24 protein-coding genes are annotated in these 24,236 nt (G+C 54.8%); 11 read left to right on the plus strand and 13 right to left on the minus strand.

Annotation, left to right across the window (positions count from 1 at the left end; genetic code table 11):
• Positions 1-55: 55 nt before the first annotated feature.
• The gene (locus tag LQZ19_RS15135) at positions 56-1,213 is read right to left on the minus strand and encodes a tetratricopeptide repeat protein (RefSeq protein ID WP_411048520.1); all 1,158 of its coding nucleotides are present in this window, start codon (positions 1,211-1,213) and stop codon (positions 56-58) included.
• Positions 1,214-1,382: 169 nt separating this feature from the next.
• Between LQZ19_RS15135 and LQZ19_RS15140 the strand changes: the two genes are divergently transcribed.
• The 4 genes from LQZ19_RS15140 to LQZ19_RS15155 all read left to right on the plus strand — a co-directional run bounded on the left by LQZ19_RS15140 (position 1,383) and on the right by LQZ19_RS15155 (position 5,290).
• Entirely contained in the window at positions 1,383-2,609 is a 1,227-nt protein-coding gene (locus tag LQZ19_RS15140) for an LL-diaminopimelate aminotransferase (RefSeq protein ID WP_411048521.1), read from the plus strand.
• Positions 2,610-2,817: 208 nt separating this feature from the next.
• Complete coding sequence (locus LQZ19_RS15145) at positions 2,818-3,084, plus strand: type II toxin-antitoxin system Phd/YefM family antitoxin (protein ID WP_411048522.1); 267 nt, start codon at positions 2,818-2,820, stop codon at positions 3,082-3,084.
• Entirely contained in the window at positions 3,081-3,494 is a 414-nt protein-coding gene (locus LQZ19_RS15150; protein WP_411048523.1) for a type II toxin-antitoxin system VapC family toxin, read from the plus strand. Before LQZ19_RS15145 ends, LQZ19_RS15150 begins: the two co-directional genes overlap by 4 nt.
• A gap of 74 nt (positions 3,495-3,568) precedes the next feature.
• Positions 3,569-5,290, plus strand: coding sequence for a RecQ family ATP-dependent DNA helicase (locus LQZ19_RS15155; protein ID WP_411048524.1), 1,722 nt, complete (start codon positions 3,569-3,571; stop codon positions 5,288-5,290).
• On the opposite strand, the gene LQZ19_RS15160 is transcribed toward LQZ19_RS15155, so the two are convergent.
• From LQZ19_RS15160 to LQZ19_RS15205, 10 genes are all read right to left on the minus strand, one after another.
• Positions 5,220-5,447 (minus strand): hypothetical protein, encoded by a 228-nt coding sequence (locus LQZ19_RS15160; RefSeq protein WP_411048525.1) that lies wholly within the window; start codon positions 5,445-5,447, stop codon positions 5,220-5,222. The genes LQZ19_RS15155 and LQZ19_RS15160 overlap by 71 nt on opposite strands.
• 28 nt (positions 5,448-5,475) lie before the next feature.
• Complete coding sequence (locus LQZ19_RS15165; RefSeq protein WP_411048526.1) at positions 5,476-6,516, minus strand: PASTA domain-containing protein; 1,041 nt, start codon at positions 6,514-6,516, stop codon at positions 5,476-5,478.
• Positions 6,517-6,525: 9 nt separating this feature from the next.
• Positions 6,526-7,521, minus strand: coding sequence for a methionyl-tRNA formyltransferase (gene fmt, locus LQZ19_RS15170; protein WP_411048527.1), 996 nt, complete (start codon positions 7,519-7,521; stop codon positions 6,526-6,528).
• A gap of 21 nt (positions 7,522-7,542) precedes the next feature.
• Positions 7,543-7,986 (minus strand): DUF340 domain-containing protein, encoded by a 444-nt coding sequence (locus tag LQZ19_RS15175; protein WP_411048528.1) that lies wholly within the window; start codon positions 7,984-7,986, stop codon positions 7,543-7,545.
• Positions 7,983-8,813, minus strand: a complete 831-nt coding sequence (locus tag LQZ19_RS15180; RefSeq protein WP_411048529.1) for a DUF3100 domain-containing protein — start codon at positions 8,811-8,813, stop codon at positions 7,983-7,985. Before LQZ19_RS15180 ends, LQZ19_RS15175 begins: the two co-directional genes overlap by 4 nt.
• An 18-nt stretch (positions 8,814-8,831) precedes the next feature.
• Positions 8,832-10,142, minus strand: coding sequence for an amidohydrolase (locus LQZ19_RS15185; protein WP_411048530.1), 1,311 nt, complete (start codon positions 10,140-10,142; stop codon positions 8,832-8,834).
• Between the two features lie 52 nt (positions 10,143-10,194).
• Positions 10,195-10,692, minus strand: coding sequence for a peptide deformylase (gene def / locus LQZ19_RS15190; RefSeq protein WP_411048531.1), 498 nt, complete (start codon positions 10,690-10,692; stop codon positions 10,195-10,197).
• A 299-nt stretch (positions 10,693-10,991) separates the two neighbouring features.
• Complete coding sequence (locus LQZ19_RS15195; protein ID WP_411048532.1) at positions 10,992-12,518, minus strand: tetratricopeptide repeat protein; 1,527 nt, start codon at positions 12,516-12,518, stop codon at positions 10,992-10,994.
• A 307-nt stretch (positions 12,519-12,825) separates the two neighbouring features.
• Positions 12,826-14,355, minus strand: a complete 1,530-nt coding sequence (locus LQZ19_RS15200; RefSeq protein WP_411048533.1) for a tetratricopeptide repeat protein — start codon at positions 14,353-14,355, stop codon at positions 12,826-12,828.
• A gap of 129 nt (positions 14,356-14,484) precedes the next feature.
• Positions 14,485-14,682 carry a hypothetical protein gene (locus LQZ19_RS15205; RefSeq protein ID WP_411048534.1) on the minus strand — a complete coding sequence of 66 codons (198 nt, stop codon included), beginning with the start codon at positions 14,680-14,682 and terminating at the stop codon, positions 14,485-14,487.
• A gap of 21 nt (positions 14,683-14,703) precedes the next feature.
• On the opposite strand from LQZ19_RS15205, the gene LQZ19_RS15210 reads away from it, so the two are divergent.
• Positions 14,704-15,870, plus strand: a complete 1,167-nt coding sequence (locus tag LQZ19_RS15210; protein ID WP_411048535.1) for a mannose-1-phosphate guanylyltransferase — start codon at positions 14,704-14,706, stop codon at positions 15,868-15,870.
• A gap of 137 nt (positions 15,871-16,007) precedes the next feature.
• Here the strand turns inward: LQZ19_RS15210 and LQZ19_RS15215 are convergent, their stop codons facing one another.
• Positions 16,008-16,574: a Uma2 family endonuclease gene (locus tag LQZ19_RS15215; RefSeq protein ID WP_411048536.1), complete on the minus strand. Its 567-nt coding sequence runs from the start codon at positions 16,572-16,574 to the stop codon at positions 16,008-16,010.
• 137 nt (positions 16,575-16,711) lie between these two features.
• Between LQZ19_RS15215 and LQZ19_RS15220 the strand changes: the two genes are divergently transcribed.
• The gene (locus LQZ19_RS15220) at positions 16,712-18,049 is read left to right on the plus strand and encodes an acetate kinase (RefSeq protein WP_411048538.1); all 1,338 of its coding nucleotides are present in this window, start codon (positions 16,712-16,714) and stop codon (positions 18,047-18,049) included.
• 269 nt (positions 18,050-18,318) lie between these two features.
• Positions 18,319-18,876 (plus strand): Hsp20/alpha crystallin family protein, encoded by a 558-nt coding sequence (locus tag LQZ19_RS15225; protein ID WP_411048539.1) that lies wholly within the window; start codon positions 18,319-18,321, stop codon positions 18,874-18,876.
• Between the two features lie 3 nt (positions 18,877-18,879).
• Here the strand turns inward: LQZ19_RS15225 and LQZ19_RS15230 are convergent, their stop codons facing one another.
• The gene (locus LQZ19_RS15230; protein ID WP_411048540.1) at positions 18,880-19,629 is read right to left on the minus strand and encodes a hypothetical protein; all 750 of its coding nucleotides are present in this window, start codon (positions 19,627-19,629) and stop codon (positions 18,880-18,882) included.
• Positions 19,630-19,676: 47 nt separating this feature from the next.
• Between LQZ19_RS15230 and LQZ19_RS15235 the strand changes: the two genes are divergently transcribed.
• The 4 genes from LQZ19_RS15235 to fabG all read left to right on the plus strand — a co-directional run bounded on the left by LQZ19_RS15235 (position 19,677) and on the right by fabG (position 24,225).
• Positions 19,677-21,374 carry an AMP-dependent synthetase/ligase gene (locus LQZ19_RS15235; protein ID WP_411048541.1) on the plus strand — a complete coding sequence of 566 codons (1,698 nt, stop codon included), beginning with the start codon at positions 19,677-19,679 and terminating at the stop codon, positions 21,372-21,374.
• 124 nt (positions 21,375-21,498) lie between these two features.
• Positions 21,499-22,515 carry a beta-ketoacyl-ACP synthase III gene (locus LQZ19_RS15240; protein ID WP_411048542.1) on the plus strand — a complete coding sequence of 339 codons (1,017 nt, stop codon included), beginning with the start codon at positions 21,499-21,501 and terminating at the stop codon, positions 22,513-22,515.
• Positions 22,509-23,474 (plus strand): ACP S-malonyltransferase, encoded by a 966-nt coding sequence (locus tag LQZ19_RS15245; RefSeq protein ID WP_411048543.1) that lies wholly within the window; start codon positions 22,509-22,511, stop codon positions 23,472-23,474. Before LQZ19_RS15240 ends, LQZ19_RS15245 begins: the two co-directional genes overlap by 7 nt.
• A 16-nt stretch (positions 23,475-23,490) precedes the next feature.
• A complete protein-coding gene (fabG, locus tag LQZ19_RS15250; protein ID WP_010253734.1) occupies positions 23,491-24,225 on the plus strand; it encodes a 3-oxoacyl-[acyl-carrier-protein] reductase in 735 nt (244 codons plus the stop codon).
• Positions 24,226-24,236 lie beyond the last annotated feature (11 nt).

Raw genomic sequence — 24,236 nt, forward strand, 5'->3', positions numbered from 1 at the left:
ACACGGACAAAGGCAAAAGCGGTATAATCCGCTATGGATCGGTCATAATCTTTTTTTATTGAAAGTCATACGGTTCATCCCACCATTCGGAGCTATGCTCCGGTTCCTGCTCCTCCCGTATAATTTCAAGGAGGAATTCTACAACGGAATCGTTCGGATTAATTTTGAGCCTAGCGGTAAAGTCCACAATGGCCTTATCATAATCGCCCTTTTCATAATACGTAACGCCGCGATTATGTAAGGCATTGGCATAGTTCGGATCAATTTTCAAGGCAGCGGTATAGTCCGCTATGGCTTTATTATAATCGTCTTGGGTTCTATACACATTACCACGATTATATAAGGCATCGGTATAGTTCGGGTTAATTTTCAATGCGGCGGTATAATCCGCTATGGCACGGTCATAATCGCGCTTGTTGTAATATGCATTGCCGCGATTATTTAAGGCATCGGTATAGTTCGGGTTAATTTTCAATGCGGCGGTATAGTCCGCTATGGCCCGGTCATTATCGCCCTTCCAGTAATACGCATTACAGCGATAGAGAAAGGCCTCGCTTAAATTCGCATTAATGGCAAGGGCCTTATCCAATTCAGCTATTGCCTCATCATAGTTACCTGCGGCGTAAAAATCCTTGCCCCGGTTAAAGTATTCCAGAGCGTTTTCCTGGATAGCGGCTGGTTTGGCGGCAGCCAGGGGACTGGTTATACTAGCGAGAACCGCATCGTTATTGCTGATCCGCGCCGGGTATGTTGCCACCAGTTTCTTGGTTAGAACATCAATAGCCCTGATCCGCAGTTGGCTAAAATTACCAAAAAATTCAAAGGTTCCGGTTATCACCACCTTGGCGCCAAGATCGTGCCCTATGCCCACCGCCGATTCATCGCTCACCAACCCGGACATCTGGTAATTCTGCTCCACGTTCACGCTTTCGGCCGCTTTGCCCCGGGCAAGAACGGTCAGCTTCCCGTTTACGCCAAAACGGTCGCTTAACTCGGCGTTCAAAAAGTCCGATAGGGCGGGCAACTGGGAGTCAATTTTGGAAACCACTATTTCCGCGCCTCCCTCAACCTTTCCCTCCACTACCGCAGCGGCGCCGGCCATGGCTTCGTCAAGGCTCATCAGGCCCGAGACCGCCGGTGTACCGGCGCAGCCTGCAACTGCACAAAGGGCGGCAAACACAAGAGCCGCAGATAAGACATGTATCCCTTTCACTTTTTTGCCCCTATGCAAGAATCATCGCTTTACCCTATGGCAGGATTATAACAAAATATTTTTGTTTAAGGAATACAAAGGAAGCGGGGCTGGTATCCCCAGTTGCTTGACAACCCAAAAACGCCGGACGTATACTCAAACGGTGCCTGGCACCTTTTAGGAGAAAACAATGATAAAGCGGAATCCCAGTATTGCTAACATAAAGGCGGGGTATCTTTTCCCGGAGATTGCTAAACGGCGGAGGGAATATGCGGCGGCACACCCTGAAGCGAATATTATCAGTTTAGGTGTGGGGAATACTACCGAACCCATACTGCCCCATATCGACGCAGGGCTGGTTAACGGAGCCAAGCGGCTGAGCACGGCGGAGGGCTATTCGGGGTACGGGGATGAACAGGGCCTTACCGGTCTGCGGGAGAAAATCGCGGAGGTGATATACCAGGGGAAGGTGAAAAGCGAGGAGGTGTTCATTTCCGACGGGGCCAAATGCGACATAGGCAGACTCCAGCTCCTCTTTGGCGCGGGAATCCCCGTGGCGGTTCAGGACCCCTCCTACCCGGTTTATGTGGACGGGTCGGTGCTTATCGGCGCTGCCGGAGCCTGGGCCGGTACGGGCTATGGGGGGATCAGCTACCTCCCCTGTACTGCGGAGAATGACTATTTCCCCGACCTTTCCCTGATCCCTGAAAACGGGCTCTTTTACTTCTGCTCCCCAAACAACCCCACCGGCGCGGTGGCTAACCGGGAACAGCTTGGCGCCCTGGTGGCGGCGGCCCTGCGGAAAGGGTCGGTGATCATCTACGATGCGGCCTACGCCGAATACATCCGGGACCCGGCGCTCCCCAAGTCGATCTATGAAATTGCGGGGGCCCGGACCTGTGCCATTGAAGTTAATTCATTTTCCAAGCCCGCGGGCTTTACCGGGGTACGCCTGGGCTGGACCGTGGTTCCCCTGGAGCTAAGTTATGCCTCGGGGGAAAAGGTCAACGCCGACTGGAACCGGATCTGTACCACCATCTTTAACGGCGCCTCCAATATCGCCCAGGCCGGGGGGCTCGTCGCTCTGGAAAGCGAGGGTCTCAAGGAAATACGGGAACTCTGCGATTTCTACCTGGGCAACGCCAAACTCATCCGGCAGGCTCTCCGGGAACTGGACATCACCTGTGTGGGCGGTGACAACTCCCCCTACATCTGGGCGCGTTTCCCCGGCCGGGACAGCTGGGAAGTCTTTGCGGAAATCCTGGAAAAATGCCAAGTGGTCACCACCCCCGGCGCCGGTTTCGGCCCCGCAGGCCAGTCCTTCATACGCTTCTCCGCCTTCGGACACCGGACCGATGTGGAAGAGGCCTGTAAACGGCTGAGCAAATTAAGAATAACCACGGACCACACGGACTAATTAATGGACGTTTCTTACTATTTTTGAAGAAAATCCAACCGCAAAGGAGCAGAAGGCGAAAAAGGAAGAGGAAAAATGTTCACTTTCCCTCTTCTTTTTCGCCTTCTGCTCCTTTGCGGTTTTTTCCTCTTCATTCTTGTGTCTACTTGCATTTTCCGTTGAGCCATGCTATATTCTGACTAGACAGACTAGTCATGGAGATACGTATATGACCACACAACTTAAAAGCAATACCTGGCAATTACAGGAAGCAAAGGCGAAATTCAGCGAAGTAATCAAATCGGCTGCCAAGTTACCTCAGATTATCACGGTCCGGGGTGAAGAAACGGCGGTTATCCTTTCCATGGAAGAATACCGGGGTCTTATGGGGAAAAAACCAAGCCTTATTGAGGCATTAATGAACTGCCCTCATCCGGAGGTGGAGCTTGAACTACCGGATCGCAAGGCGGAAGTATGGCGGGATATTGATCTGTGAAATATCTTCTGGATACCAATGTTTTATCCGAAATGAAAAAGTCAAACCCCAATCCCAGGGTTAGGGCGTTTTTGGAAAATATCCCTGAAGATGATATTCTCACCAGCGCTGTCTCTGTTGGAGAAATTTTCTTTGGTATAAAGAAATTACCGGAAGGGAAAAAGAAGTCTGATCTTTCCTTCTGGTTTTACCATGAGATACTGGGGGTGAATGAAAACCGCATTATCCCTCTGGATACCGATGTAATGCTGGAATGGGGAAGGCTTCGCGCCAAGGCAAAACAAACACTGTCCCCCAATGACTCCCTTATAGCCGCCACTACGCTCACCCATCGCCTGACTCTGCTCACCCGGAACACCCGGGACTTTGCGGCAGTGGAAGGGCTCAGTCTGATCAATCCCTGGGATTAATATTTTTCCGATTTTTTTCCACTGACTAAAGCGTTTTTCCCGTTTCCGCCATATAGCTACCGGAGGCGGAAAAAATGAATGAAGATAAAGTAACGGAACGTATAACACCCCGGGAAATAACAGAGGATACCGAAATCCCCGACCCGGTAACCCAGGCGGTAAAGGAACTCTTCGGCCTGTCCTACCTGTTCCCCTACCAGCGGCTGGTGGTGGCGAATATCCTGGAAGCGGCGGAGGCCGCCGGTGCGCCGGTTCATTGGCCCGGGGGCTTACAGAATGACGGGACTGCTGAGCCGGGGAAGGATGCCGATGACAACGCCGGCCCCACCGACGATACGGACCGTACAGACAACACGGACCGCACCGCAATGGGCCGTCAGATAGTAATACTGCCCACCGGCGCCGGGAAGTCCCTCTGTTTCCAGCTCCCCGCCATGCTCTTCGAAGGGCCCACCCTGGTGATCTACCCCATCCTCTCCCTCATGGCGGATCAGGAACGGCGTTTACAGGAACGCTCCTTCGCGCCGGTAATACTCCGGGGCGGCCAGAGCCGGGAGGAACGGGAGGCAATCTGGAAAAAGGTGGAAAGCCGTGAAAGCCGGTTCATCATTGCCAATCCCGAAGTACTCCTGACACCAAAGGTGATGGAAAAGCTTGGAACCCTGGGCATTGTTCATGTGGTTATTGACGAAGCCCATTGCGTAAGCGAATGGGGGGAGAGCTTCCGGCCAAGCTATCTGCGGATCGCCGAGATTATCAGGGCAGCCGCAGGAAACAGCAATACTGCGGATACCAACCCGGGGCTGCCCCTGGTAACAGCCTTTACCGCCACAGCTTCAACTCCGGTCTTAAACAATATCCGGAAATATATCTTCGGCGGTACGGACGCCCACCGTATCATCGGTAACCCGGACCGGAGTAATATCAGCTATTCCGCCCGGGGCTGCATACTCCGGGACCTGGCGGTGCGGGACCTGCTCGTCAGGCATCAGCGGCCGGCTATTGTGTTCTGCTCATCCCGGAACGGGACGGAAAAGCTGGCCCGGTACCTGCAGAACGAACTGGCGGCGGAATTTTCCTGGGCCCGGGAAATACGGTTCTACCACGCGGGTTTAAGCCGGGAGGAAAAGACCGATGTGGAACAGTGGTTTTTTAAAAACCCCGAAGCAGTATTACTGGCGACCTGCGCGTACGGCATGGGGGTAGATAAAGCGGACATACGCACGGTGATACACCGGGACTGTCCGCCCTCGGTAGAAGCCTATTTGCAGGAATCCGGCCGGGCGGGACGGGATAGCCGGCCTTCCCGGGCCATCCTGCTCTGGGGCCCCGACGATACCCTGGCCCTGAAACGGGCGAGCAGGGACGCGGACAAAGCGCGGCTGGAAGCGCTGTTCCGGTACGGCAGGGATACTACGTGCTGCCGGCGGGAAGCCCTGCTTACCCTGCTCAACTACCAGGGCGGCGGGGACAGGCCCGAATCGGATTGCTGCGATGTTTGTAACGGAAATGCGGAGGCCGGGCTGCGGGAGGAGAAAAGTGTCCTGGACTTTTTTCGTAAGAATCGCCGGGCCTATACTCCGGAGGAGGCGATCCCCATTCTCGCGGGTTCTGAATCAATACGCTGGTCCGAAGAGGATGTAAAAAGAACTATCCGGCGGCTTATCAGCACGGGACAGCTAAAAAAGATTGGTCATTTTCCCTGGAAGAACAAAATTACCATATCTATTCCCCAAGCCCCAGATCGTCCCCTTCCCCGGCTTCTACGGCGGCCTCGGCTTTTGCCTCTTTCTTAGGCTTTTTGCCCTTGGGCTCCTTGGGGCGGGCGCTGCGGTAGAGCTGGGCCACGGAGGAAACAATGAAAATATAGATGACAATTCCGATGGTAACGACTATCACCTGCCAGGAAGTGATGACGCTAAAAATCAGTTCTCTAAGTTCCTTGGAAAACAATTTTCCCCCTACCCTATATATCGGCTTTTCAGATCCGATCAATAGGGAGGGAAATTTCTTCCCGGTACAGTTCGCGGTTGAGCATGGAAAGGATCAGGATGGACCCCGCAGGAAGGCGGTAGGGGACGGTGAATTTACCCCCCGGGTGGTTCACGGTTATCAAAGGCCGGCGTTCCCCCGAAGGAAGCATGGCCTCCAGACTGACCGACAGGGGATAGGGATTTACCGGCAGGGTATAGGAAAAGATGTCAAAAACCTCACCTTCATTAAGAACCGCCGGGGAACTTACCACCAGGGAAAGCTCTGTATCGGCTTCAGTCACGGTCCCTGCCGCCGGGGTCTGGCTTAATACCGTTTCCGGTTTCTCACCGGTCCGGGGAGGCCGCTCTGAAAAGCTAAATCGTACACCCGATTTCCCGATAAGATCCAGGGATTCCCCGATGGTAAGCCCCGTCAGCCCGGGAATCTTGATCATTTCCCGCTCCAAACCCCGGCTGATCACCAGTTCCAGGACCGTGGGGCCGGAAATGGTGGTCCCCGGTTCGGGGCTCTGCTGAAGTATAGTCCCCGGAACTTCCGGTGAAAACTGGTACATAAAGGGTTCTTTTAACGAAAACAGGGGCACAGCGGTCGTAAAGAGGGCTTGGAGATCCATCCTGACCTCATCAATATTGCGGCCCACATAGTTTTCCACATTGTTGATCACCACCCCCTGGCTCACCACAAGCCGAATCCGCCTGCCCGCCTTAACGATGGTCCCCGCCTCGGGGTTTTGTTCCAAAACCCGGCCCCGATCAGAGGCAGCGTGGGAAAACCGGAGCTGAAGCCGGGGATACAGCTCCTTCACCTGGAGTTCCAAAAGCGCCTCGGTAAGCTCCATGTTCCGGACATCGGGCACCATGGTCTGCTCCGCCCCACGGACGGCAACAAAAAATACCGCCAGGGCAATAATGCCCACAAAAACGATGAGCCCTATGGCCAGGGAAATGAAAAACCGCAGATGGTTCCCCACGTACCCTTCGATAGAGCCAAAATCTATATGAAACTTAACCCGGTCCCGAAAACCCATATTACCCTCTTACACTAACCCGGTGAGCCGGGCTCCGATAAAGTCCCTGGCGCCGTTCAGAAAATCCCGCCACGCCAGGGCTTTTTTAGCCGCGTATTGGAGCCGCTGGACAGCAAAAACCCCGTCTCCCGTTTGTACCAGAATACCCGAGTTCCTGTCTATGCCCAACACCGTCCCCGGCAGCAAGGGCCCGGCGTTTTCGGCCTGAACCGGTTCCTCAGGAAGCCCCCCCTCAAGGATATAGAGCGGTTCCTCCCCGTGAAAGGTCCGGCAAAGCGGCCAGGGGGTATAGGCCCGGATCTTTGCGTCAATCTCCGCCGCCCCCTGTGACCAGTCGATAAGGCCATCCTCCTTACTAATAATAGAGCAGTAGGTGGCTTCATCATTATTTTGACGTCTCCCGGCGGCGCTGTCCAGGGCTAAATCGTGAAGCGCCGTAAGGAGAAGTTCGGCCCCCTTTTCGGCGGCAATACGGCTCAATGAAAGGGTAGTTTCCCGGCCATTGAGGGGGAATCGTTCCTGGGCCAGGATGTCCCCGGCGTCCATTTCCGGAGCCAGCCGCTGGATGGTCACCCCGGTCTCCCTGTCCCGGCCCAGGATGGCCGCCGGAATAGGGGTTGCCCCCCGGTACTTGGGGAGCAGTGAAGGGTGAACATTGATTCCACCCAGGGGGAAGAGGCTTAAAAACCGGGGCCCGAAGATGTGCCCGTAGGCAAAGCTCACCAACAAGTCCGGTTTCAGGGCGGCAACCGCTTCCCGTACCGCCCCATCGGGCTTTTCCGGCTTAAACTGAACCGGCGCCGGTATGCCGGCAAAATCCCCCGAAAGGCGGTCCGCCGCAGCGCCGATGTCGGTGGGTTCCGGATCGCCCCGCCTGCCCCGCTTTGTGTCCGGGTTGGTGAGCACCCCCACCAGCCGGAAGCGAGCGTCCTCCAGACTCAGCCGGGCCAAAGCTTCCAGGGAGGGTACGGCGATTACCGGGCTTCCCGCAAAAAGTATCCTCATTCCGGTCCTATCGCTATCCGGCTATATTTGCCCGAGCAGCCTTAGTACCACTTCGGCGATAATGGCCGAACCCAAAAAGGTTCCGGTAAAGACTACGATGGCCAGTACTATTATTCGCCAGCCGGCTTTTTTGAAGACCTCAAGATCCTTGCCTATGGCGATACCGGCATAGGCGAGTATTGGGGTGGTCAAAGACATAAAACTAACTTTGGCAATAAGCGGGTTAATAATAGACGCGCCCGGTACGGAGGGAACGGTTAATATACAACCCAGGGTAACAATATAGGCAGCCGCAGGAATCTTGGGAAACAGCCGCGCCAGGAGTAAACCCGCCACCGCTATGGCGATAAGTATGACCATGCCCGGGGCGGCGTCTATAATGGAGTTATGGTACCCGATAAGGTTGCCCAGCAGGGACATACAGCCGACTATCAAGAGGACGATGACCGAATCAAGTAATTTCATTTTGCCGCCTCCTCTTTCTTTGCTTTTTTATCCAGCCTAACCGCTTTTTCCGGAAGTACCCCGTATTTTACCTTGTAGCATTTCCGGTACAGCCATTCCGAAAGGGGCAGCGCCAGGAACAGGGATATATACAGACCGTCAAGACCGCTCAGCATATTGCTGGCCGCGCCAAAGGCGGCAATATTAGCCTGCATATCCGGGAACATGGCAGCCAGGGCCGCCACAGAGGAGGTCATCATACTGGCGCTTCCCACACCGGCGGCCATAGCCAGGGAATAGGGGTGGAAGGGCAGATAGGCCGCAAAAAGGGTGGTCAGCAGGGCGATAAAAATCGTACCAAAGACGGTACCGCAGATATACACCCCCATAACCCCCCGGCCTTCAGGACCATCGAGGCCGTACATGTCCCCGATAAGGGCAACGTTGGGCTCCCGGGCGATGGAGTGGGCGCCGCCTATGGATTCCCTTTTCAGGCCGAGGAATACCGCCACGGGAATACCCAGGAATACAGTGCCCAGGTTGCCCAGTTCCTGCAGAATGAGTGCGGGGCTGGCGGCAATGATCTGAGGCAGGGTCGGCCCCACCATGGTGCCGTAGCGCGCCATCAGCAGCAGCAGGGTAAGACCGATTAGGGAACTCGCATCGGTCATGTCCTTGGGCTTCGCCACCTTAACCGGTTTAAGGGTTAATATAATCCCCAAAATGAGGGCGAAAAACATGGGCACCAGCACCACCTTCCCCGGACCAACCTGAAAACTCAGGGTTCCTATCAGCTCCGCCGCAATGATCAGAAAAATTACCAAAATATGCAGTTTGATATTTTTCATCCCGTCTCCTCCTTTAACTTAACTAAAATATTTGTCCATCTTTGCGATATATTCCGTCCTGGTTAGGACGGGTTTGTTTTCCGAAATTATCTTTTTTGCCGTTTCGGCCTCGCCGTAGAGGTAATCCACCACGCTTAAGGCCATGGCCTTTGCCGGCAGCAGACAGGCTGCGGAAAAATCCGTTACGGCGAAATCCCTGCCGTGGAGGGCGCCGGTAACGCCCCCGATATAGGGATGGATGGAGGGAATAATATGGGATAGATCTCCCATATCGGTGGAGCCGCTGAAATGATCCACATGGTGGATACCGATGCCCGGATGGGCAAATTGGGCGTTTTCAATAAAGATATCGTTCATTACCTTGGGGCAGCTAAGGGGCAGTTGGCCGGGACTGGTGTTTATGACCGTCTCCGCCCCCACGGCGTCACCCCCGGCGCGAAGGGCCCGGTCGACTTTTTCGTTGATCCCTTCAATGGCCTCCATGGTCTTCGCCCTGACATAGGTTTCCAGCCGTACATCCGCGGGAACGGAGTTAACCAGATCCCCTCCCTTGGTGATAATCGGATGTACCCGGATATGGTCTTCGTCTTTGAAGGTCTCCCGCAAAGCATGGATTCCCATAAGGCCCAGCATTGCCGCATTGAGGGCGTTGATCCCCTCGTGGGGAGCGGCGGCGGCGTGGGCTTCCTTGCCTATATACCGAATGGTCTTACCCACAAAGCCATTGCTCGATTCCCCGATAAAGACGGCAGGTTCCGGGCTGTAGGCGCTGGAATGGACCATCATGGCAAGGTCCACCCCCTCAAAGGCGTTGCGGTAGATCAGTTCCTCCTTGCCCGCCAGGAAATGTATCTTACCCTCCTCCCGCAGCCGGGTCCGGTAGGCAATTTCCACATATTCTTCCGCGGGAACGGCAAAAAAGACCACCCTGCCGCAGAATTTTTCTTGTTTAAAAAGCTCCGTCAGGGCCACCGCAGCCCCCATCATGGCGCCCAGTTGGAGAAAATGGCCGCAGGTATGGGCCGCCCCGGTCTCGGGGTTTGCCAGGGGCGCCTCCGGGCAGCCAATAGCGTCCAGTTCCCCGATGATGGCGATGGTAGGCCCGGGCCGGCTCCCTTCAAGCACCGCCCTTACACCGGTGATGGCCAGGCCCTCTTCGGGTTTAAGGCCCAGGGTACGGAAGAATTCGGCAGTTTTGGCAGCGGTCTTCTTTTCCTTGAACCCCAGTTCGGGCTCCTCCAGAATGGACTGAGCGTACTGTTTTATCCTATCCCCCGCCCGGTCAATACCGGCGCAGATCCCCTGTTTTAGCTGAATTTTGTCCACCATACCCCACCCCGTTTTACAGAAAAGTTAGTATATTCCGGTATTTGGTTATTATCTAGTCACGCGCGGGAACTTGCTGTTGTTTTTCGAATTTAGCAAGGACTTTATTCCGCCTGGACTCGGGAATCCGGTCAATAAAGAGGGTTCCCTCAAGGTGATCGTATTCGTGCAGGATCACCCGGGCTAAAATTCCATCGGTTTCCATGGTAAAAGGCCGGCCTTTTTCGTTCCATGCCTGGATCTTCACCGATTCGGGACGGACCACATCGGCCCAGATCCCGGGAAGGGAAAGGCAGCCCTCCTCCTGCTTAACCGTCTCCTGGGAAGTGGCCACAATTGAGGGATTGATAAACACCCGGGGAATATCCCCTTCGATATGGATCACAAATATCCGCTTCATAAGCCCTATCTGGGGGCCCGCCAGACCTATACCCTTGCTTTGATGCATGGTTTCGATCATCGCTTCCGCGATCTTTACAAATTCAGCAGTAATAGGTTTGACCGGTTCCGCCTTTTGGCGCAGCAAATCGTTGCCTAGGGTTAATATCTCCATAGGTAATTAGTATACCTAAAAGGGGGGAATGGTCAATTATTCAGGGCTCCTGCATTTACTTTTCAAGCGATGGGAAATTACTTTGATTTGAAGAAGTTTAACCGCGAAGGCGAAGAAGGCGCAGAAGGTTTTTGGTATTTGAAGAAGTTTAACCGTGGACCACATAGACCACACGGACAAAGACGGGGAAAGACAAAAATAGTAAGAATCATTCATCGATTAGTCCGTGAGGTCCGTGGTTATTCCTAATGGGGAATTGCCGACAAGCGGTAACCGTACCGGTAATTCCTCACTCCCACCTAATTCCCAAGCCGCCGGGCTGCGGCGTAATCCGCGTCCGCACGGGTCTGGTCGCCCTTGGCCTTGTAGGCGTTGCCGCGGTTGGTATAGGCATTCGCATAATTGGGATTGAGCCTGATAGCCTCGGTATAGTCCGCTATGGCGCGGTCATAGTCACCTTTGGCTCCATACTCAATGCCGCGGTTATAATACGCACTCGTATAATTGGGATTGAGCCTGATGGCCTCGGTATAATCTGCTATAGCGCGATCATTGTCACCTTTGGCTCCATACTCAATGCCGCGGTTATAATACGCACTCGTATAATTGGGATTGAGCCTGATGGCCTCGGTATAATCTGCTATAGCGCGATCATTGTCACCTTTGGCTCCATACGCAACGCCACGGTCATAATACGCCAGCGCATAATTAGGATTGATCCTGATAGCCTCGGTTTGATCCGCTATATCACGGTCATAGTCACGTTTGTTTTCATACGCAACGCCGCGGTTAACATACACCAGCGCATAATTGGGATTAATCCTGATAGCCTGGGTATAGTCCGCTATGGCGCGGTCATTGTCGCCTTTGGCTCTATACGCCATGCCGCGGTCATTATATGCCTCCATATAATTCGGATTGAGCTTGATAGCCTCGGTATACTCCCTTATGGCGGTGTCATACTCCTTCCGGTTGTAGGCATCACCGCCCCTGTCGTAGCTGGCCTTGGCGTTTCCCGTTGCGGGGGCGGGCGTCGGGGTGGGTGTGGGGCGGGGGGTGGATGGGGTGCTGCCGAGGTAGGCGGTATTAAAGAACTGAGAGTAGATTGCCGGGCGCTGGGCGTTGTTGCTGGCTTGGGACACGTCGCGGCCTACGCGGTTGAACAGGTCCTTCACTTCCAGGCCCGGGGTTTTCAGGTTGTTGAGCAGGTGGGTGGTGAATAGGCCGTTACGGCCTCCGGCGCCGTCGGAGGCGGTGCTGCCGGCGCTGGTTGCGTACACGATGATGCTTTCTGCGGGCTGGGCGCCTACCACCGTGAGGCCCCTGCCGCCGCCCCGGGTCCGCCAACTGAAGGGGTTATCCCGGCAGGCGTCCAGGACGACTACGTTCAGGGCGTTCTCCGCCTGCTGAATCTCGTCCAGTACCCACTGGACTACCAGGGCCTTGGTGCGCAGCATGGTTTCGGCCTGGATGTCCGCGTCCACGGGGATCAGGTAGTTCTCCCCGCTGGACTGTACCCCGTGGCCGGCGTAGAAAAAGAAGCCGTAGGAACCCCTGGAACCGGAAAGCCGCCGGCTCAGGCGCATCACCCCGTCCTCCATCTGTTTCAGGGAACCGTTCTGCACCAGGTCTACCTGGAAGCCCAGGCCCTCCAGGGCAGCCTTCATGTCCGACGCATCGTTCACCGGGTTGTTCAGCCGCCCTACCGTGGTATACGTCCCATTGCCTATCACCAGGGCAAACTTTTGCTGCGCGCCCAGCACGCCGAAAGCGGCCAGCATGAACACCCCAATCAGCATAAAACGCGGAATTTTCCCCAACCCCATGGAAAGCCTCCTTTCTACAGCAACCAGTATGCTGCAGGAAAGCGATATGGTCAATTATTCAGGGCTATTGCATTTACTTTTCAAGCGCTGAGAAATTACCATAATTTGAAGAAATTTAACCGCAAAGGCGACGAAGGCGCAGAAGGTTTTGGTATTTGAAGAAGTTTAACCACAGACCACACGGACAAAGACGGGGAAAGACAAAAATAGTAGGAATCATTCATCGATTAGTCTGTGAGGTCCGTGGTTATTCCTAATGCGGAATTGCTGACAAGCGGTGACCTTACCGGTAATTCCCCACTCCCGCCTAATTCCCAAGCCGCTTTGCCGCAGCGAAATCCGCGTCCGCCCGGGCCTGGTCGCCTTTGGCCTTGTAGGCGTTGCCGCGGTTGGTATAGGCACGCGTATAATTTGGATTGATCCTGATAGCCTCGGTATAGTCCGCTATGGCGCGGTCATTGTCACCTTTGGCTCTATACGCATTGCCGCGGTTAATATACGCCGCCGCATAATTGGGATCGATCCTGATAGTCTCGGTATAGTCCGCTATGGCGCGGTCATAGTCACGTTTTCCATCCTGATACGCAAGGCCGCGGTTATAATACGCATCCGTATAATTGGGATCGAGCCTGATGGCCTCGGTATAGTCCGCTATGGCCCGGTCATATTCGTGTTTGTTGTAATACACCAAGCCACGGCCATAATACGCATTCGCATGATTGGGATTGAGCCTGATAGCCTCGGTATAGTCTGCTATGGCGCGGTCATTGTCACCTTTGGCTCCATACGCAAGGCTGCGGTTATAATACGCATTCGTATAATTGGGATTGAGCCTGATTGCCTCGGTATAATCTGCTATAGCACGGTCATTGTCACCTTTGGATCCATACGCAAAGCCGCGGAGAAAATACGCATCCGCATAATTGGGATTGATCCTGATAGCTTCGGTAAACTCCCTTATGGCGGTATCATAGTCCTTCCGGCCGTTGGCAGCAACGCCCCTGTCGTAGCTGGCCTTGGCGTCTCCCGTTGCGGGGGCGGGCGTCGGGGTGGGCGTGGGCCGGGGGGTGGCCGGGACGCTGCCGAGGTAGGCGGTGTTGAAGAACTGAGTGTAGACGGCGGGGCGCTGGGCGTTGCTGCTGGCGCGGGATACGTCGCGGCCTACACGGGTGAACAGTTCCATTACTTCCAGGCCCGGGGTTTTCAGGTTGTTCAGCAGGTGGGTGGTGAACAGGCCGTTACGGCCCCCGCCGTCATCGGAGGCGGTGCTGCCGGCGCTGGTGGCGTACACAACGATGCTTTCTGCGGGCTGGGCGCCCACCACCGTGAGGCCCCTGCCGCCGCCACGGGCTTTCCAACTGAAGGGATTGTCCCGGCAGGCGTCCAGGACCACCACGTTCAGGGCGTTCTCCGCCTGCTCAAGCTCGTTTAAAACAGCCTGCACTACCAGGGCTTTGGTACGTAGCAGGGATTCGGAGCGTATATCCGCATCTACGGGGATCAGAAAATTGTCCCCATTGGACTGTACCCCGTGGCCGGCATAGAAAAAAAAGCCGTAGGCATCCTTTGCCCCGGACAGCCGCCGGCCCAGGCGTATCACCGCGTCCTCCATAGCGCCCAGGTTGCCGTTCAGCACCAGCTCCACCTGGAAGCCCAGGCCCTCCAGCGCGGCTTTCATGTCCGACGCATCGTTCACCGGATTGTTCAGCCGCCCCACCGTGGTATACGTCCCATTGCCAATCACCAGGGCAAACTTCTGCTGCGCGCCCAGCACACCGAAAGCCGCCAGCATGAACACCCCAATCAGCATAAACCGCGGAATTTTCCCCAACCCCATGGAAAGCCTCCTTTCTACAGCAACCAGTATGCTGCAGGAAAGCAACATGGTCAATTATTGCTTAGTACTATGCCAGAGCTCCATCATTTACTTTTCAAGCGCTGTGAAATTCCCCTGATTTGAAGAATTTTAACCGCAAAGGCGCCGAAGGCGCAAAAAATTTTCTTTTCTTTTTCCTTTCCTTTTTCTTTTCTTCTCCCTTTCTTTTCCTTTTCCTTTTTCGCCTTTGCGCTCTTTTAATTGACCGCGATAAGCGGTCTTCTTCGCGGTCGATTTTCCTTTCATAAAGCCCGTGGTTATTCCAACCACACCCTTCACAACCTTCAATACACAGGCTATGCTCTACCCATGTTTAACGATTGTATTATCATGGCCGGCGGTTCCGGGACCCGTCTGTGGCCAGCCAGCAATTCCAAAACCCCCAAGCAGTTCCTTTCTGTCAATAACGATGGCAGCTTTTTCAACGATGCGGTGGACCGGGCCCTGGCAGTTACCGGCGGGGACGGCCGGGTCATTGTTATCGCCGGGAAAACCCATGTCCCCCATATTATCAGGGTTTGCAAAAAGTACAGCGATAACGATAAGCGGCGTATGGTGCTCATCCCCGAGCCTTTGGCAAAAAACACCGCCCCCGCCATTGCCTGCGGGGCCTTTTATGCCGGCGGGAAAAACCGGGAAGACCGGAATGTCCTGGTCCTAACCAGTGATCATATCATACAGCCCCTGGCAGTTTTCCAGGCCGATGCCGATGCGGCGTCCGCCTTTTCCGCCAAGGGCAATCTGGCGATTTTCGGCATACCCCCCCGGGGTCCGGAAACCGGCTACGGCTATATCGAAACCGGAGAGTCCCTTGCGGACCCTGGTACGGCTGCTGCGGAAACAGCGGTATACAAGGTCCTGTCCTTTCGGGAAAAACCCAGTCCGGAAAAGGCGGAACAGTTTCTGGCCGCGGGAAACTACTACTGGAATTCGGGGATGTTCGGCTTCTCCTCCCGCTTTATCCTGGAGGAATATCGCCGTAATGCCCCGGAGATCTTTAGGGCCTTTGAAAAACTTGCCGCCCCGGGCGAAGAGGCCTATACGGTTCAGGGGGGCATACGGGTCCTGGACAAATGGCCCGGCCTGGAAGCGGCCTACCATGCCGCGCCGGGGATCTCCGTGGATTACGCCATCGCGGAAAAGTGTTCCCAAACCGTAATGGCCGCCGCCCGGTTTGAATGGTTCGATGTGGGCAGCTGGGACGAATACGCTCGGCTTGCTTCGGCCCCCAGTTCTCCGGGCCGAAGCTCCGGAGAAGCGCCGGGCGCCGAAGTGTACACCCAGGATTCATCGGGCTGTTTTGTCCACGCCGACTTACCCGTAGCCCTCTGCGGGGTGGATGACCTCATCGTGGTGGTCCAATCGGGAAAGGACGGCTGCCCCGGTTCGGTGCTTATCTCCAAAAAAGGCGCAACCCAGGGAGTCAAAAATATTGTGGAGCAAATTAAGGCCGCAGGCCGGACGGAATTGCTCTGAATCCGGCAAAATCCCAGGATGACATTTATTCGAGGGGAATATGTGTTAGAAACAGCACATTTACCACTTGAATAAATGTCAGTTTTTGATAAGGTGGATTTTGTCATTTCTACCTGATAGGGCAGTTTAGCAGGCCCCTACTTACCGGCAAAAACGGCCTTTAAGTCAATCGTGCAGCCCGGCAGCGCCGTAATCGGGGCGGTTCCGGTATCATCAAAGGAAGAAAGGATATACCGGCCATTTTCAAGGACGCAGATCTGTACCGATTGGGTGTCCGGGTCCACAATCCAGTATTCCCGGACTCCGGCATCCTGGTATTTGTTGAATTTTAGCACCTTATCATGGCGGGCAGTGGAGGGAGAAAGAATCTCGATGACCAAATCCGGCGCGCCGTTACAGCCCCTTTTATCCAGTTTGGATGGGTCGCAGACAACAATAATATCCGGTTCGAATACGGTATCGTCACTATCGTCTTCCACCGGATGCAGGCGGACGGAAACGGGCGCATAGAAGGGCTGACAGGGTTTCCCGTTCAGAAAAGCATCAATTTGGCGAAATAAGGCCCGGCTTATTATCTGATGGGTCAGATCAGGGGTAGCGAGCATAAACACTTCCCCGTCAATAATTTCAGCCCGAACATCTTCGTCCCACTCAAGGTAATCGGCGTAGGTATAATACGATTTTTCCAGTGGTAATGCCATCATCCTATCCTTTATCCCGAATATACCATATTAATCGCGGTCTTTCAACAAAAAGCTGCATTGCCATCCTGACAAAGCGCCGTCCCCCATGCTATAATTTTGTCGAGACGCACAAAAATCAATAATAAGTGAGGTTATACATGGTTATTTTGGTATTAAACTGCGGATCTTCTTCCGCTAAGTATCAGCTCTACGATTGGGAAGCTAAGGATATCCTGGCGGTGGGAAACGTGGAAAAGGTTACCCTGAAGGGTTCCTTTATCTCCCACAAGGCCAAGGGTAAGGAAGAGTACGTGGTGGAGCATGACTGCCCGGACCACACCGAGGCGGTGAACCTGATCATCAAGCTCCTGACCGACAAGGAGCACGGGGTAATCACCGATATGGGGATTATCAAGGCCGTGGGGCACCGGGTGGTTCACGGTGGCGATAAGTTTATCAAATCGGTCATTGTGGATGATGATGTGATGAAGACCCTGGATGAAGTTAAGGACCTGGGCCCCCTGCACAACCCCGCCAATATCATGGGGATTCAGGCGGCCAAGAAGGTACTCCCCAATGTGCCCCACTGCGCCATCATGGACACCGCCTGGCACCAGACCATGCCCCCCGAATCCTACCTCTACGCAGTACCCTACGATTGGTACGAGAAGCACTCGGTACGCCGCTACGGCTTCCACGGCACCAGCTTCCTCTACACCGCCAAACGGGCAGCGGTGCTCCTGGGCAAGGACCCCTACAAGACCAACCTGATCATCTGTCACCTGGGCAACGGCGCCTCGGTAAACGCCGTTAAAGACGGCTGCTCCTTCGATACATCCATGGGAATGACCCCCCTGGAGGGCCTCATCATGGGAACCCGGTCCGGTGATGCGGACCCCGCCCTACCCTTCTACGTGATGCGGAAAGCCGGCCTGAGCGCCGCGGAAATGGAAAGCGCACTGAACAAAAAATCCGGCCTCCTGGGTATTACCGGCCAATATGTGGATCGCCGGGACATCCAGAAGGCGACCCTGGCGGGTGATGCACGGGCAAAGCTTGCCCAGGACATGGAAGCCCAGCGGGTTAAGAAGTACATAGGCGGCTACCTGGCGACCCTTGGCCGGGTGGACGCCCTGGTCTTTACCGCCGGGGTTGGCGAATTTGCCTTTTTCATCCGGAAAAAGATCCTGGAAGGCCTTGAGGGTATCGGCATTGTCTACGATCCCAAAAAGAACGACCTTGCCTGCACCCGGAACACCGAAACCTTAATCTCCAAACCGGAATCGAAAATCCCGGTCTACATCATCCCCACGGACGAAGAACTGGTGATGACCGAGGACGCCTACGCACTGATGGCGGGGACCTACGATGTGCATACCAAATTCACCTATTCCTTCCAAAGCAAGGACTATGTGAACAAGGGCCGCGCCGAAGGCTTGAAGGAAGAGCTGAAGAAGAAGCCGGACCTGCAGTCGGTTATCGCCGTCCCCAAGTGAAGTCCTAGACCAAACAGAAACTGATCCCGCATCTGCGGCCGGAGGAAAACCAGGAATATTCCTGGTTTTCCCCGGAGCCTTTTCATCCGCCCGATATTGACCGCAAAAACCCGTCTTTGCCTAGTTTTTTGTAAAGAATAGAATTATATTATAGAAAGGAACCATAAATCCTTAATGACCGCTCGTATGAGGGTCGAATCGACCGGGCTTAATGCCGGTACAAATGCGCTGTGACCGCGTATACACACCGATGTGTGAAAGGAGTTTGTATGAAAGGTAATAGATCCTACATGGACATGGGGACGATCTTCGACGAGATCTTCGAAGCCGCCCAAAACTTCACCGATGAATTCCACCGGAATTTCAATCCCCTGGGAGCTGACCCTTCAAGGGGCGAGGGCTGCGGCCGCCGGGGCGCCAAGGGTAATTTCGATGAGAACATCGATTATTATCCCAACTATTCCTATCCCCCAATGAATGTCTACATGACCACCGACCGCAGCATGATCTTTGAGTTTGCCCTTGCCGGATTCAACGAAAAGGATATCAGCCTCTCCTTCCAGGGGGATTACATGGTGTTCTCCGCAACTTGTAACGAGGATTCCGGCTTTGATCTGTCCCAGGAGGAAAATTTCCGCTACTTCAAACGCCGGCTTAAAATGAAGGACATCGAAAAACAGAAATACTACGTCCCCTTGGACAAATACGCCCAGGAGCAGGTAAAGGCGGTCTACAAAAACGGTATACTCCGTGTCTCAATCCCCCCCAAGGACGAACCGGACCAAAACGATGGGATTAAGATTGAAATAATCAAAGAGGGTAACTAGAAACTATCGGTCCTGGCGCCAGACAACTTCGTATTCCAAGGGATTTTCCAGAACCAGAAGATCTACCAGGGGTATGTTGAAACGGGCCTCTTTCCCGCTAAAGGAGCCGCCCTTAACGGAACTCACCACGCCGGGGAAACCGATGGTTGCGGTAATGCGGGCGGCGGCAATCTCATCCGCCAGGGCTTTACCATAAAATGAACCCACCAAATCCAGATATTCCGCCTGGGAAAGGGGCTCCTCGGTTGCCGCCGGGGCCATAAGCGCCGAAAGGTAGTCACGAATATCCTGGGAAATCATTGTCAGCAACAAGGGAGCGGTACTCCGGTCCATGGCGATTAAAAGCCGGCTGTCCCCCGGGGAAGCCATGGGTATATAGGTGATAAACCGTTTTCCCCCCGCTTCAGCCCCGGAGATGGTGGGCAGGGCGAGAAACCGGTCTATCTGGGAGATACGGATATTCCCGGCTATGCCGGAGGGGCTCCGGTTTACCAGATTAACCGACTCGATACCCGGCGCCGCGGCCAAAGACTGGGCTATGGCCGGGCCGTTGATGACCGGGGCGTCCGGGGCTGCGGGTCTGGTCCCTCCAAGGGCTGCCAGGGAGCGGATCAGCGCCGTCATCCGGCTTTCCAGGCTTATCTCCAGGGTAATCTCCGCAGATCCGTCCCTGCGGAGATTACCGTCGATCCGGCCGGAACAACTAGCCAGAAGGGGAAGTATAAGAACGTAGAAATGAATAGCTTTTTTCACAAATATACCTCTATAATAGATATAATCATTTTTTGCGGGAGAGACAAATGGGTAATAGCACACCCTGGGCTTATTTGGATGCATATCGGGGAAAGATTTTTAACGGGACATGGCCTACCATGCCGGAGGCTTTCCGAATTACGGTTTCCCTGTATGGGGAGCGGCCTTGTTTTACTATTTACGAGCCGGACCGGATCAGCCTGAGCTATAACGAAGCCTTAAAAACCATTGAGGCCGTATCCCGGTGGCTATACAGCCGGGGGATACGTAAGGGAGATCGCATCGCCCTGACGGGGAAGAACTCCCCCGAGTGGACCGTAGCGTTTATTGCCATCCATTTTGCCGGCGCCGTGGTGATCCCCATCGACCATCAGATCAGGCAGGAGGAGACGGAACTCCTCATTAAAACAGCCAAGGCCCGTATCCTCTTTGTGGACGAAGAAAAGTACGAGCGCTGCGCAACAAACCTAAAGGACAGCCTGGCCGAAATAGTATCCCTTCGAAAAGGGGTGGGAACCTACCTGTACGACCTGGATGGACCGGTCGACCCAGAGGCTGCGCTTGAGCTCCCCGGCGAAAACGACCTGGCGGCCATACTTTTTACCTCCGGAACCATGGGGAAACCCAAGGGGGTCATGCTGAGCCACACCAACCTTCTATCGGACAGCTACCTTGCCCGGGGCCTCATCGACCTTATCCCGGAGGATATTTTTTACGCCCTCCTCCCCATACACCACGCCTACAGTATGACCGTCTTCATCGTGGTCATGACCGTGGGGGCGGAACTGGTGTTCGGCAAAAAGATGGTCACCAAGTTCATCCTCAAGGACCTGAAGCAAGCCCAAATCACCCTGTTCCTGGGTGTCCCCATGCTTTTCAACAAGCTCCTGGCGGGGATTATCCGGGGTATGAAGGCGAAGGGCCCCCTGGTCTATGGGATACTGTCGGCGCTCCTGGCCGTCTCGGGGGTTATCAAAAAGACCTTCAAGGTAAATCCCGGCAAAAAGATGTTCCGCTTCATCCTGGATCAGGCTTCTCTGGCCTCGGTAAAAACCTGCATCTGCGGCGGCGGCCCGCTGGCGCCCAGCGTATTCCGGAAATTCAACCAGTTGGGGATCAACTTTATCCAGGGTTACGGCCTTACGGAAACATCCCCCATAATCACCCTCAATCCGGTGGATCATTACAAGGAAACCAGCGTGGGTAAGGTGATACCCATGGTGGATATGCGGATACTCCGCCCGGACGACCGGGGTGTGGGGGAGGTCATCCTCAAGGGCCCGGTGGTGATGCAGGGTTACTACGATCTACCCAAAGAAACCGAAGCGGCTTTTACCTCCGACGGCTACCTCAAAACCGGCGACCTGGGCTACCTGGACGACGAGGACTATCTCTATCTTACCGGCCGGGCGAAAAATCTCATCGTCACCGATGGGGGCAAAAACGTCTACCCCGAGGAAATCGAAAACGAATTCCAGCTCTACGAGGAAATCGATCAGATCCTGATCCGGGGCTTTACGGCGGATAAAAAACTGAAAACCGAAGGCATCGAAGCCCTGATCTTCCCCAGCCCGGATTATTTCAATGCCGGACAATCGAAGGAGCAGATCCACGCCGAAATGGAGCGAATCATCTCCGAAGTGAACCGCCGTCTCCTCCCCTACCAGAAGATAGAACGGCTGAACCTTCTGGAAAAGCCCATGGAGATGACCACCACAAAGAAAATTAAGCGCGACACGGTGTAAGCCCCTATTTCCTGCAACCATTTATTCTCCTCAGGGTCTAAAAATTAAACTTGACATTTTCCTCTAAAATGTTATTATATTATTATGACAAAAAAGCAAATTTTGTCATGGAAGGGCAGAAAGTATGGCATTTGAGATAATCGCAACGGGAAAAGCTATTCCGTCAAACAGGGTTAGCAACGACGATTTGGCGCGCAGGATTGATACAAATGATGAGTGGATCCGTTCCCATTCCGGAATCGGGGCGCGGCATTTTGCGGATGAAAGTACCGCAAGCAGCGATTTAGCCCTGGAAGCATCCCTGCAAGTCCTGTCCATGACGGCGGAAAAGACCGGTGAGACCCTGGAAGAGCTTATCCTCAGCCTGGATCTGATTCTTTTAGGGACCGTAACCCCGGATTATTACGGAACGCCCGCCACAGCCTGCGTTGTACAGGCCAAATTGGGGGCAAAAAACGCCGCAGCCCTGGATATTACCGCAGGCTGTTCCGGTTTTATCTACGGATTAGAGTTCGCCGCAGGTTATTTGAGCCTAAACCCCGCCCGGACGCGGGCCCTGGTGATCGGTTCCGAGATTTTGTCCCGGGTAACCAACTGGGACGACCGCAGTACCTGCGTACTCTTCGGCGATGGCGCCGGGGCGGTTTTGATTGAACAAACCGGGGCCGATGCGGGCAAGCGGGGGCTCATCAGAACTAGCCTAGGTGCGGATGGTACCGGGGCGGAATGTATTATCAACCGCTGGGGCGGGTCTCGGCAGCCCTATAAGAAGGGCGAAATCGTGGAGTTTCCCTCGGTTCTCGAGATGGATGGCAGGGCGGTATATAACTTCGCCGTAAAGGCGGTAACCGGTACCATCGAAAAGCTCCTCACCGAGCAGGGTATCACCATTGATCAGGTGGCCCGGATCGTGCCCCACCAGGCCAATGCCCGGATTGTCCAGGCCGCAGCCAAGCGCTTAGGCATACCGGAGGAAAAGTTCTTTCTCAATATTGAAGAATACGCCAATACGTCGTCGGCATCGATCCCCATCGCCCTGGATGAACTCAACCGGGGCGGAAAAATTAAGACAGGGGACCTGATAATGACCATCGGTTTTGGCGCCGGATTAACCTTTGGAGGGAATCTAATCATATGGTAAACAATAAAACTAAGGCTGCATTTCTTTTCCCCGGTCAGGGCGCCCAGTATCCCGGCATGGCCCTGGATTTTCTCGCCCTGTCTAAGGCGGCGGCGGCACTTTTCGCCCTGGCTTCCGAGGCCATGGGCAGAGATATGGAAGCGCTGCTCCGGGATTCGGACGCCGAATTCCTCAAACGCTCCGACATAGCCCAGCCCACGGTCACCCTGGCAAACCTCTGTGCCGCAGCATTTCTGAAGGACCGGGATCTGAAACCGGTCTGCGTTGCCGGACACAGCCTGGGCGAATACGCCGCCCTGGTCTCCGCCGGAGTTATCAGCCCCGCGGATTGCCTTAAACTGGTAGTCGCCCGCGGTAAGGCCATGCAGGAAACGGTGGAACATATCGCCAAGCAGAGCGGCGGCGCTACGGATAGCGCCCCAGGTATGGCGGCGGTTATCGGTCTGGCCCCGGATCAGGTGGAAGCCCTGGTTAAATCTTTGGGCATTGCGGATCTCTATGCGGCCAACATCAACTCCCCCCGGCAGGTGGTGGTGGCCGGAACCGCAAAAGCTTTGGCGGCGGCGGAGGAAAAGTTTAAAGAAGCGGGCGCCAAGCGGGTCCTGCGGCTTCAGGTTGCCGGTCCCTTCCACTCCCCCCTCATGGCGGAAGCGGCGGACCTCTTCGGCCCGGCACTGGAATCGACCACCTTTAAAGACCCGGCGATTCCCCTGTTTTCCAACGTGTCCGGCAAGGCGGTAAGTTCCGGCGCAGAGGCTCGGGACTTGGCCCTACAGCAGATCACCTCCCCGGTGCGGTGGATCGCCGAAGAACACGCCATCGCCGCCCTGGGTGTAGAGATGGCCCTGGAAACCGGCCCGGGAAAGGCCCTGCAGGGGCTTTGGAAGGATTCGGGCGTCGAATTGCCGGGCTTCCCGGCAGGGAAAGTTGAAGAAATTTCGGCTCTGTTTAATAATTAGGACCTAAGGAGATTTTATGAGACTGGAAGGAAAGAAGGCGTTGGTAACCGGAGCGTCCCGGGGCATTGGCAGGGCTATTACGGATCGTTTCCTGGAAGAGGGGGCGGAAGTTTGGGGCCTGGGAACCAAGGAACCCGCGGATTTGCAGGAACGGATCTCCAAGTCCGGCGGCAAACTCCACTGGATCAGCGCCGATTTGGGGAAGGTCCAGGAAGTGGAAGCCCTTATCGATGGGGAAGTGAAAAAGGCCGGCGGCTTCGACATCCTGGTGAATAACGCCGGGATCACCAAGGACAATCTTTCCTTCAGGATGAGCCTGGAGGATTTCCAGAAAGTACTGGACGTGAATCTTACCGCCACCTTTATTATAGCCCGTACCGTAGGGCGGGACATGATACGCCGCCGCAGCGGTTCTATCATCAATATGTCCAGCGTAGTGGGAATCCACGGCAACGGCGGCCAGGCAAACTACGCCGCCAGCAAGGCCGGGGTAATCGGCATTACCAAGAGCCTGGCCCAGGAAACGGCGAGCCGCGGAGTGCGGGTCAACGCCATAGCCCCGGGGTTTATCGCATCGGACATGACCAACGCAATCCCCGAGGAAGCTAAGGGAAAGATGACCGAACACATCCCCCTTAAACGGATTGGTCAGCCCTCGGACATTGCGGAAGCAGCGCTGTTCCTTGCTTCCGACGGAGCGGCATACATAACCGGACAGGTAATCGCCGTTGACGGCGGAATGTTTATATAGTAAATATGTGT

It is taken from the genome of Treponema primitia (genome assembly GCF_046533075.1).
Classification (GTDB): domain Bacteria; phylum Spirochaetota; class Spirochaetia; order Treponematales; family Breznakiellaceae; genus Termitinema; species Termitinema primitia_B.

Coding starts and splice junctions, on each gene's coding strand:
- LQZ19_RS15245 (WP_411048543.1), top strand. CDS start 22,509: ATGGTAAACAATAAAACTAAGGCTGCATTTCTTTTCCCCGGTCAGGGC.
- LQZ19_RS15145 (WP_411048522.1), top strand. CDS start 2,818: ATGACCACACAACTTAAAAGCAATACCTGGCAATTACAGGAAGCAAAG.
- LQZ19_RS15185 (WP_411048530.1), bottom strand. CDS start 10,142: ATGGTGGACAAAATTCAGCTAAAACAGGGGATCTGCGCCGGTATTGAC.
- LQZ19_RS15215 (WP_411048536.1), bottom strand. CDS start 16,574: ATGATGGCATTACCACTGGAAAAATCGTATTATACCTACGCCGATTAC.
- LQZ19_RS15175 (WP_411048528.1), bottom strand. CDS start 7,986: ATGAAATTACTTGATTCGGTCATCGTCCTCTTGATAGTCGGCTGTATG.
- LQZ19_RS15180 (WP_411048529.1), bottom strand. CDS start 8,813: ATGAAAAATATCAAACTGCATATTTTGGTAATTTTTCTGATCATTGCG.
- LQZ19_RS15210 (WP_411048535.1), top strand. CDS start 14,704: ATGTTTAACGATTGTATTATCATGGCCGGCGGTTCCGGGACCCGTCTG.
- def (WP_411048531.1), bottom strand. CDS start 10,692: ATGGAGATATTAACCCTAGGCAACGATTTGCTGCGCCAAAAGGCGGAA.
- LQZ19_RS15200 (WP_411048533.1), bottom strand. CDS start 14,355: ATGGGGTTGGGGAAAATTCCGCGGTTTATGCTGATTGGGGTGTTCATG.
- LQZ19_RS15220 (WP_411048538.1), top strand. CDS start 16,712: ATGGTTATTTTGGTATTAAACTGCGGATCTTCTTCCGCTAAGTATCAG.
- LQZ19_RS15240 (WP_411048542.1), top strand. CDS start 21,499: ATGGCATTTGAGATAATCGCAACGGGAAAAGCTATTCCGTCAAACAGG.
- fmt (WP_411048527.1), bottom strand. CDS start 7,521: ATGAGGATACTTTTTGCGGGAAGCCCGGTAATCGCCGTACCCTCCCTG.
- LQZ19_RS15225 (WP_411048539.1), top strand. CDS start 18,319: ATGAAAGGTAATAGATCCTACATGGACATGGGGACGATCTTCGACGAG.
- fabG (WP_010253734.1), top strand. CDS start 23,491: ATGAGACTGGAAGGAAAGAAGGCGTTGGTAACCGGAGCGTCCCGGGGC.
- LQZ19_RS15155 (WP_411048524.1), top strand. CDS start 3,569: ATGAATGAAGATAAAGTAACGGAACGTATAACACCCCGGGAAATAACA.
- LQZ19_RS15140 (WP_411048521.1), top strand. CDS start 1,383: ATGATAAAGCGGAATCCCAGTATTGCTAACATAAAGGCGGGGTATCTT.
- LQZ19_RS15235 (WP_411048541.1), top strand. CDS start 19,677: ATGGGTAATAGCACACCCTGGGCTTATTTGGATGCATATCGGGGAAAG.
- LQZ19_RS15195 (WP_411048532.1), bottom strand. CDS start 12,518: ATGGGGTTGGGGAAAATTCCGCGTTTTATGCTGATTGGGGTGTTCATG.
- LQZ19_RS15165 (WP_411048526.1), bottom strand. CDS start 6,516: ATGGGTTTTCGGGACCGGGTTAAGTTTCATATAGATTTTGGCTCTATC.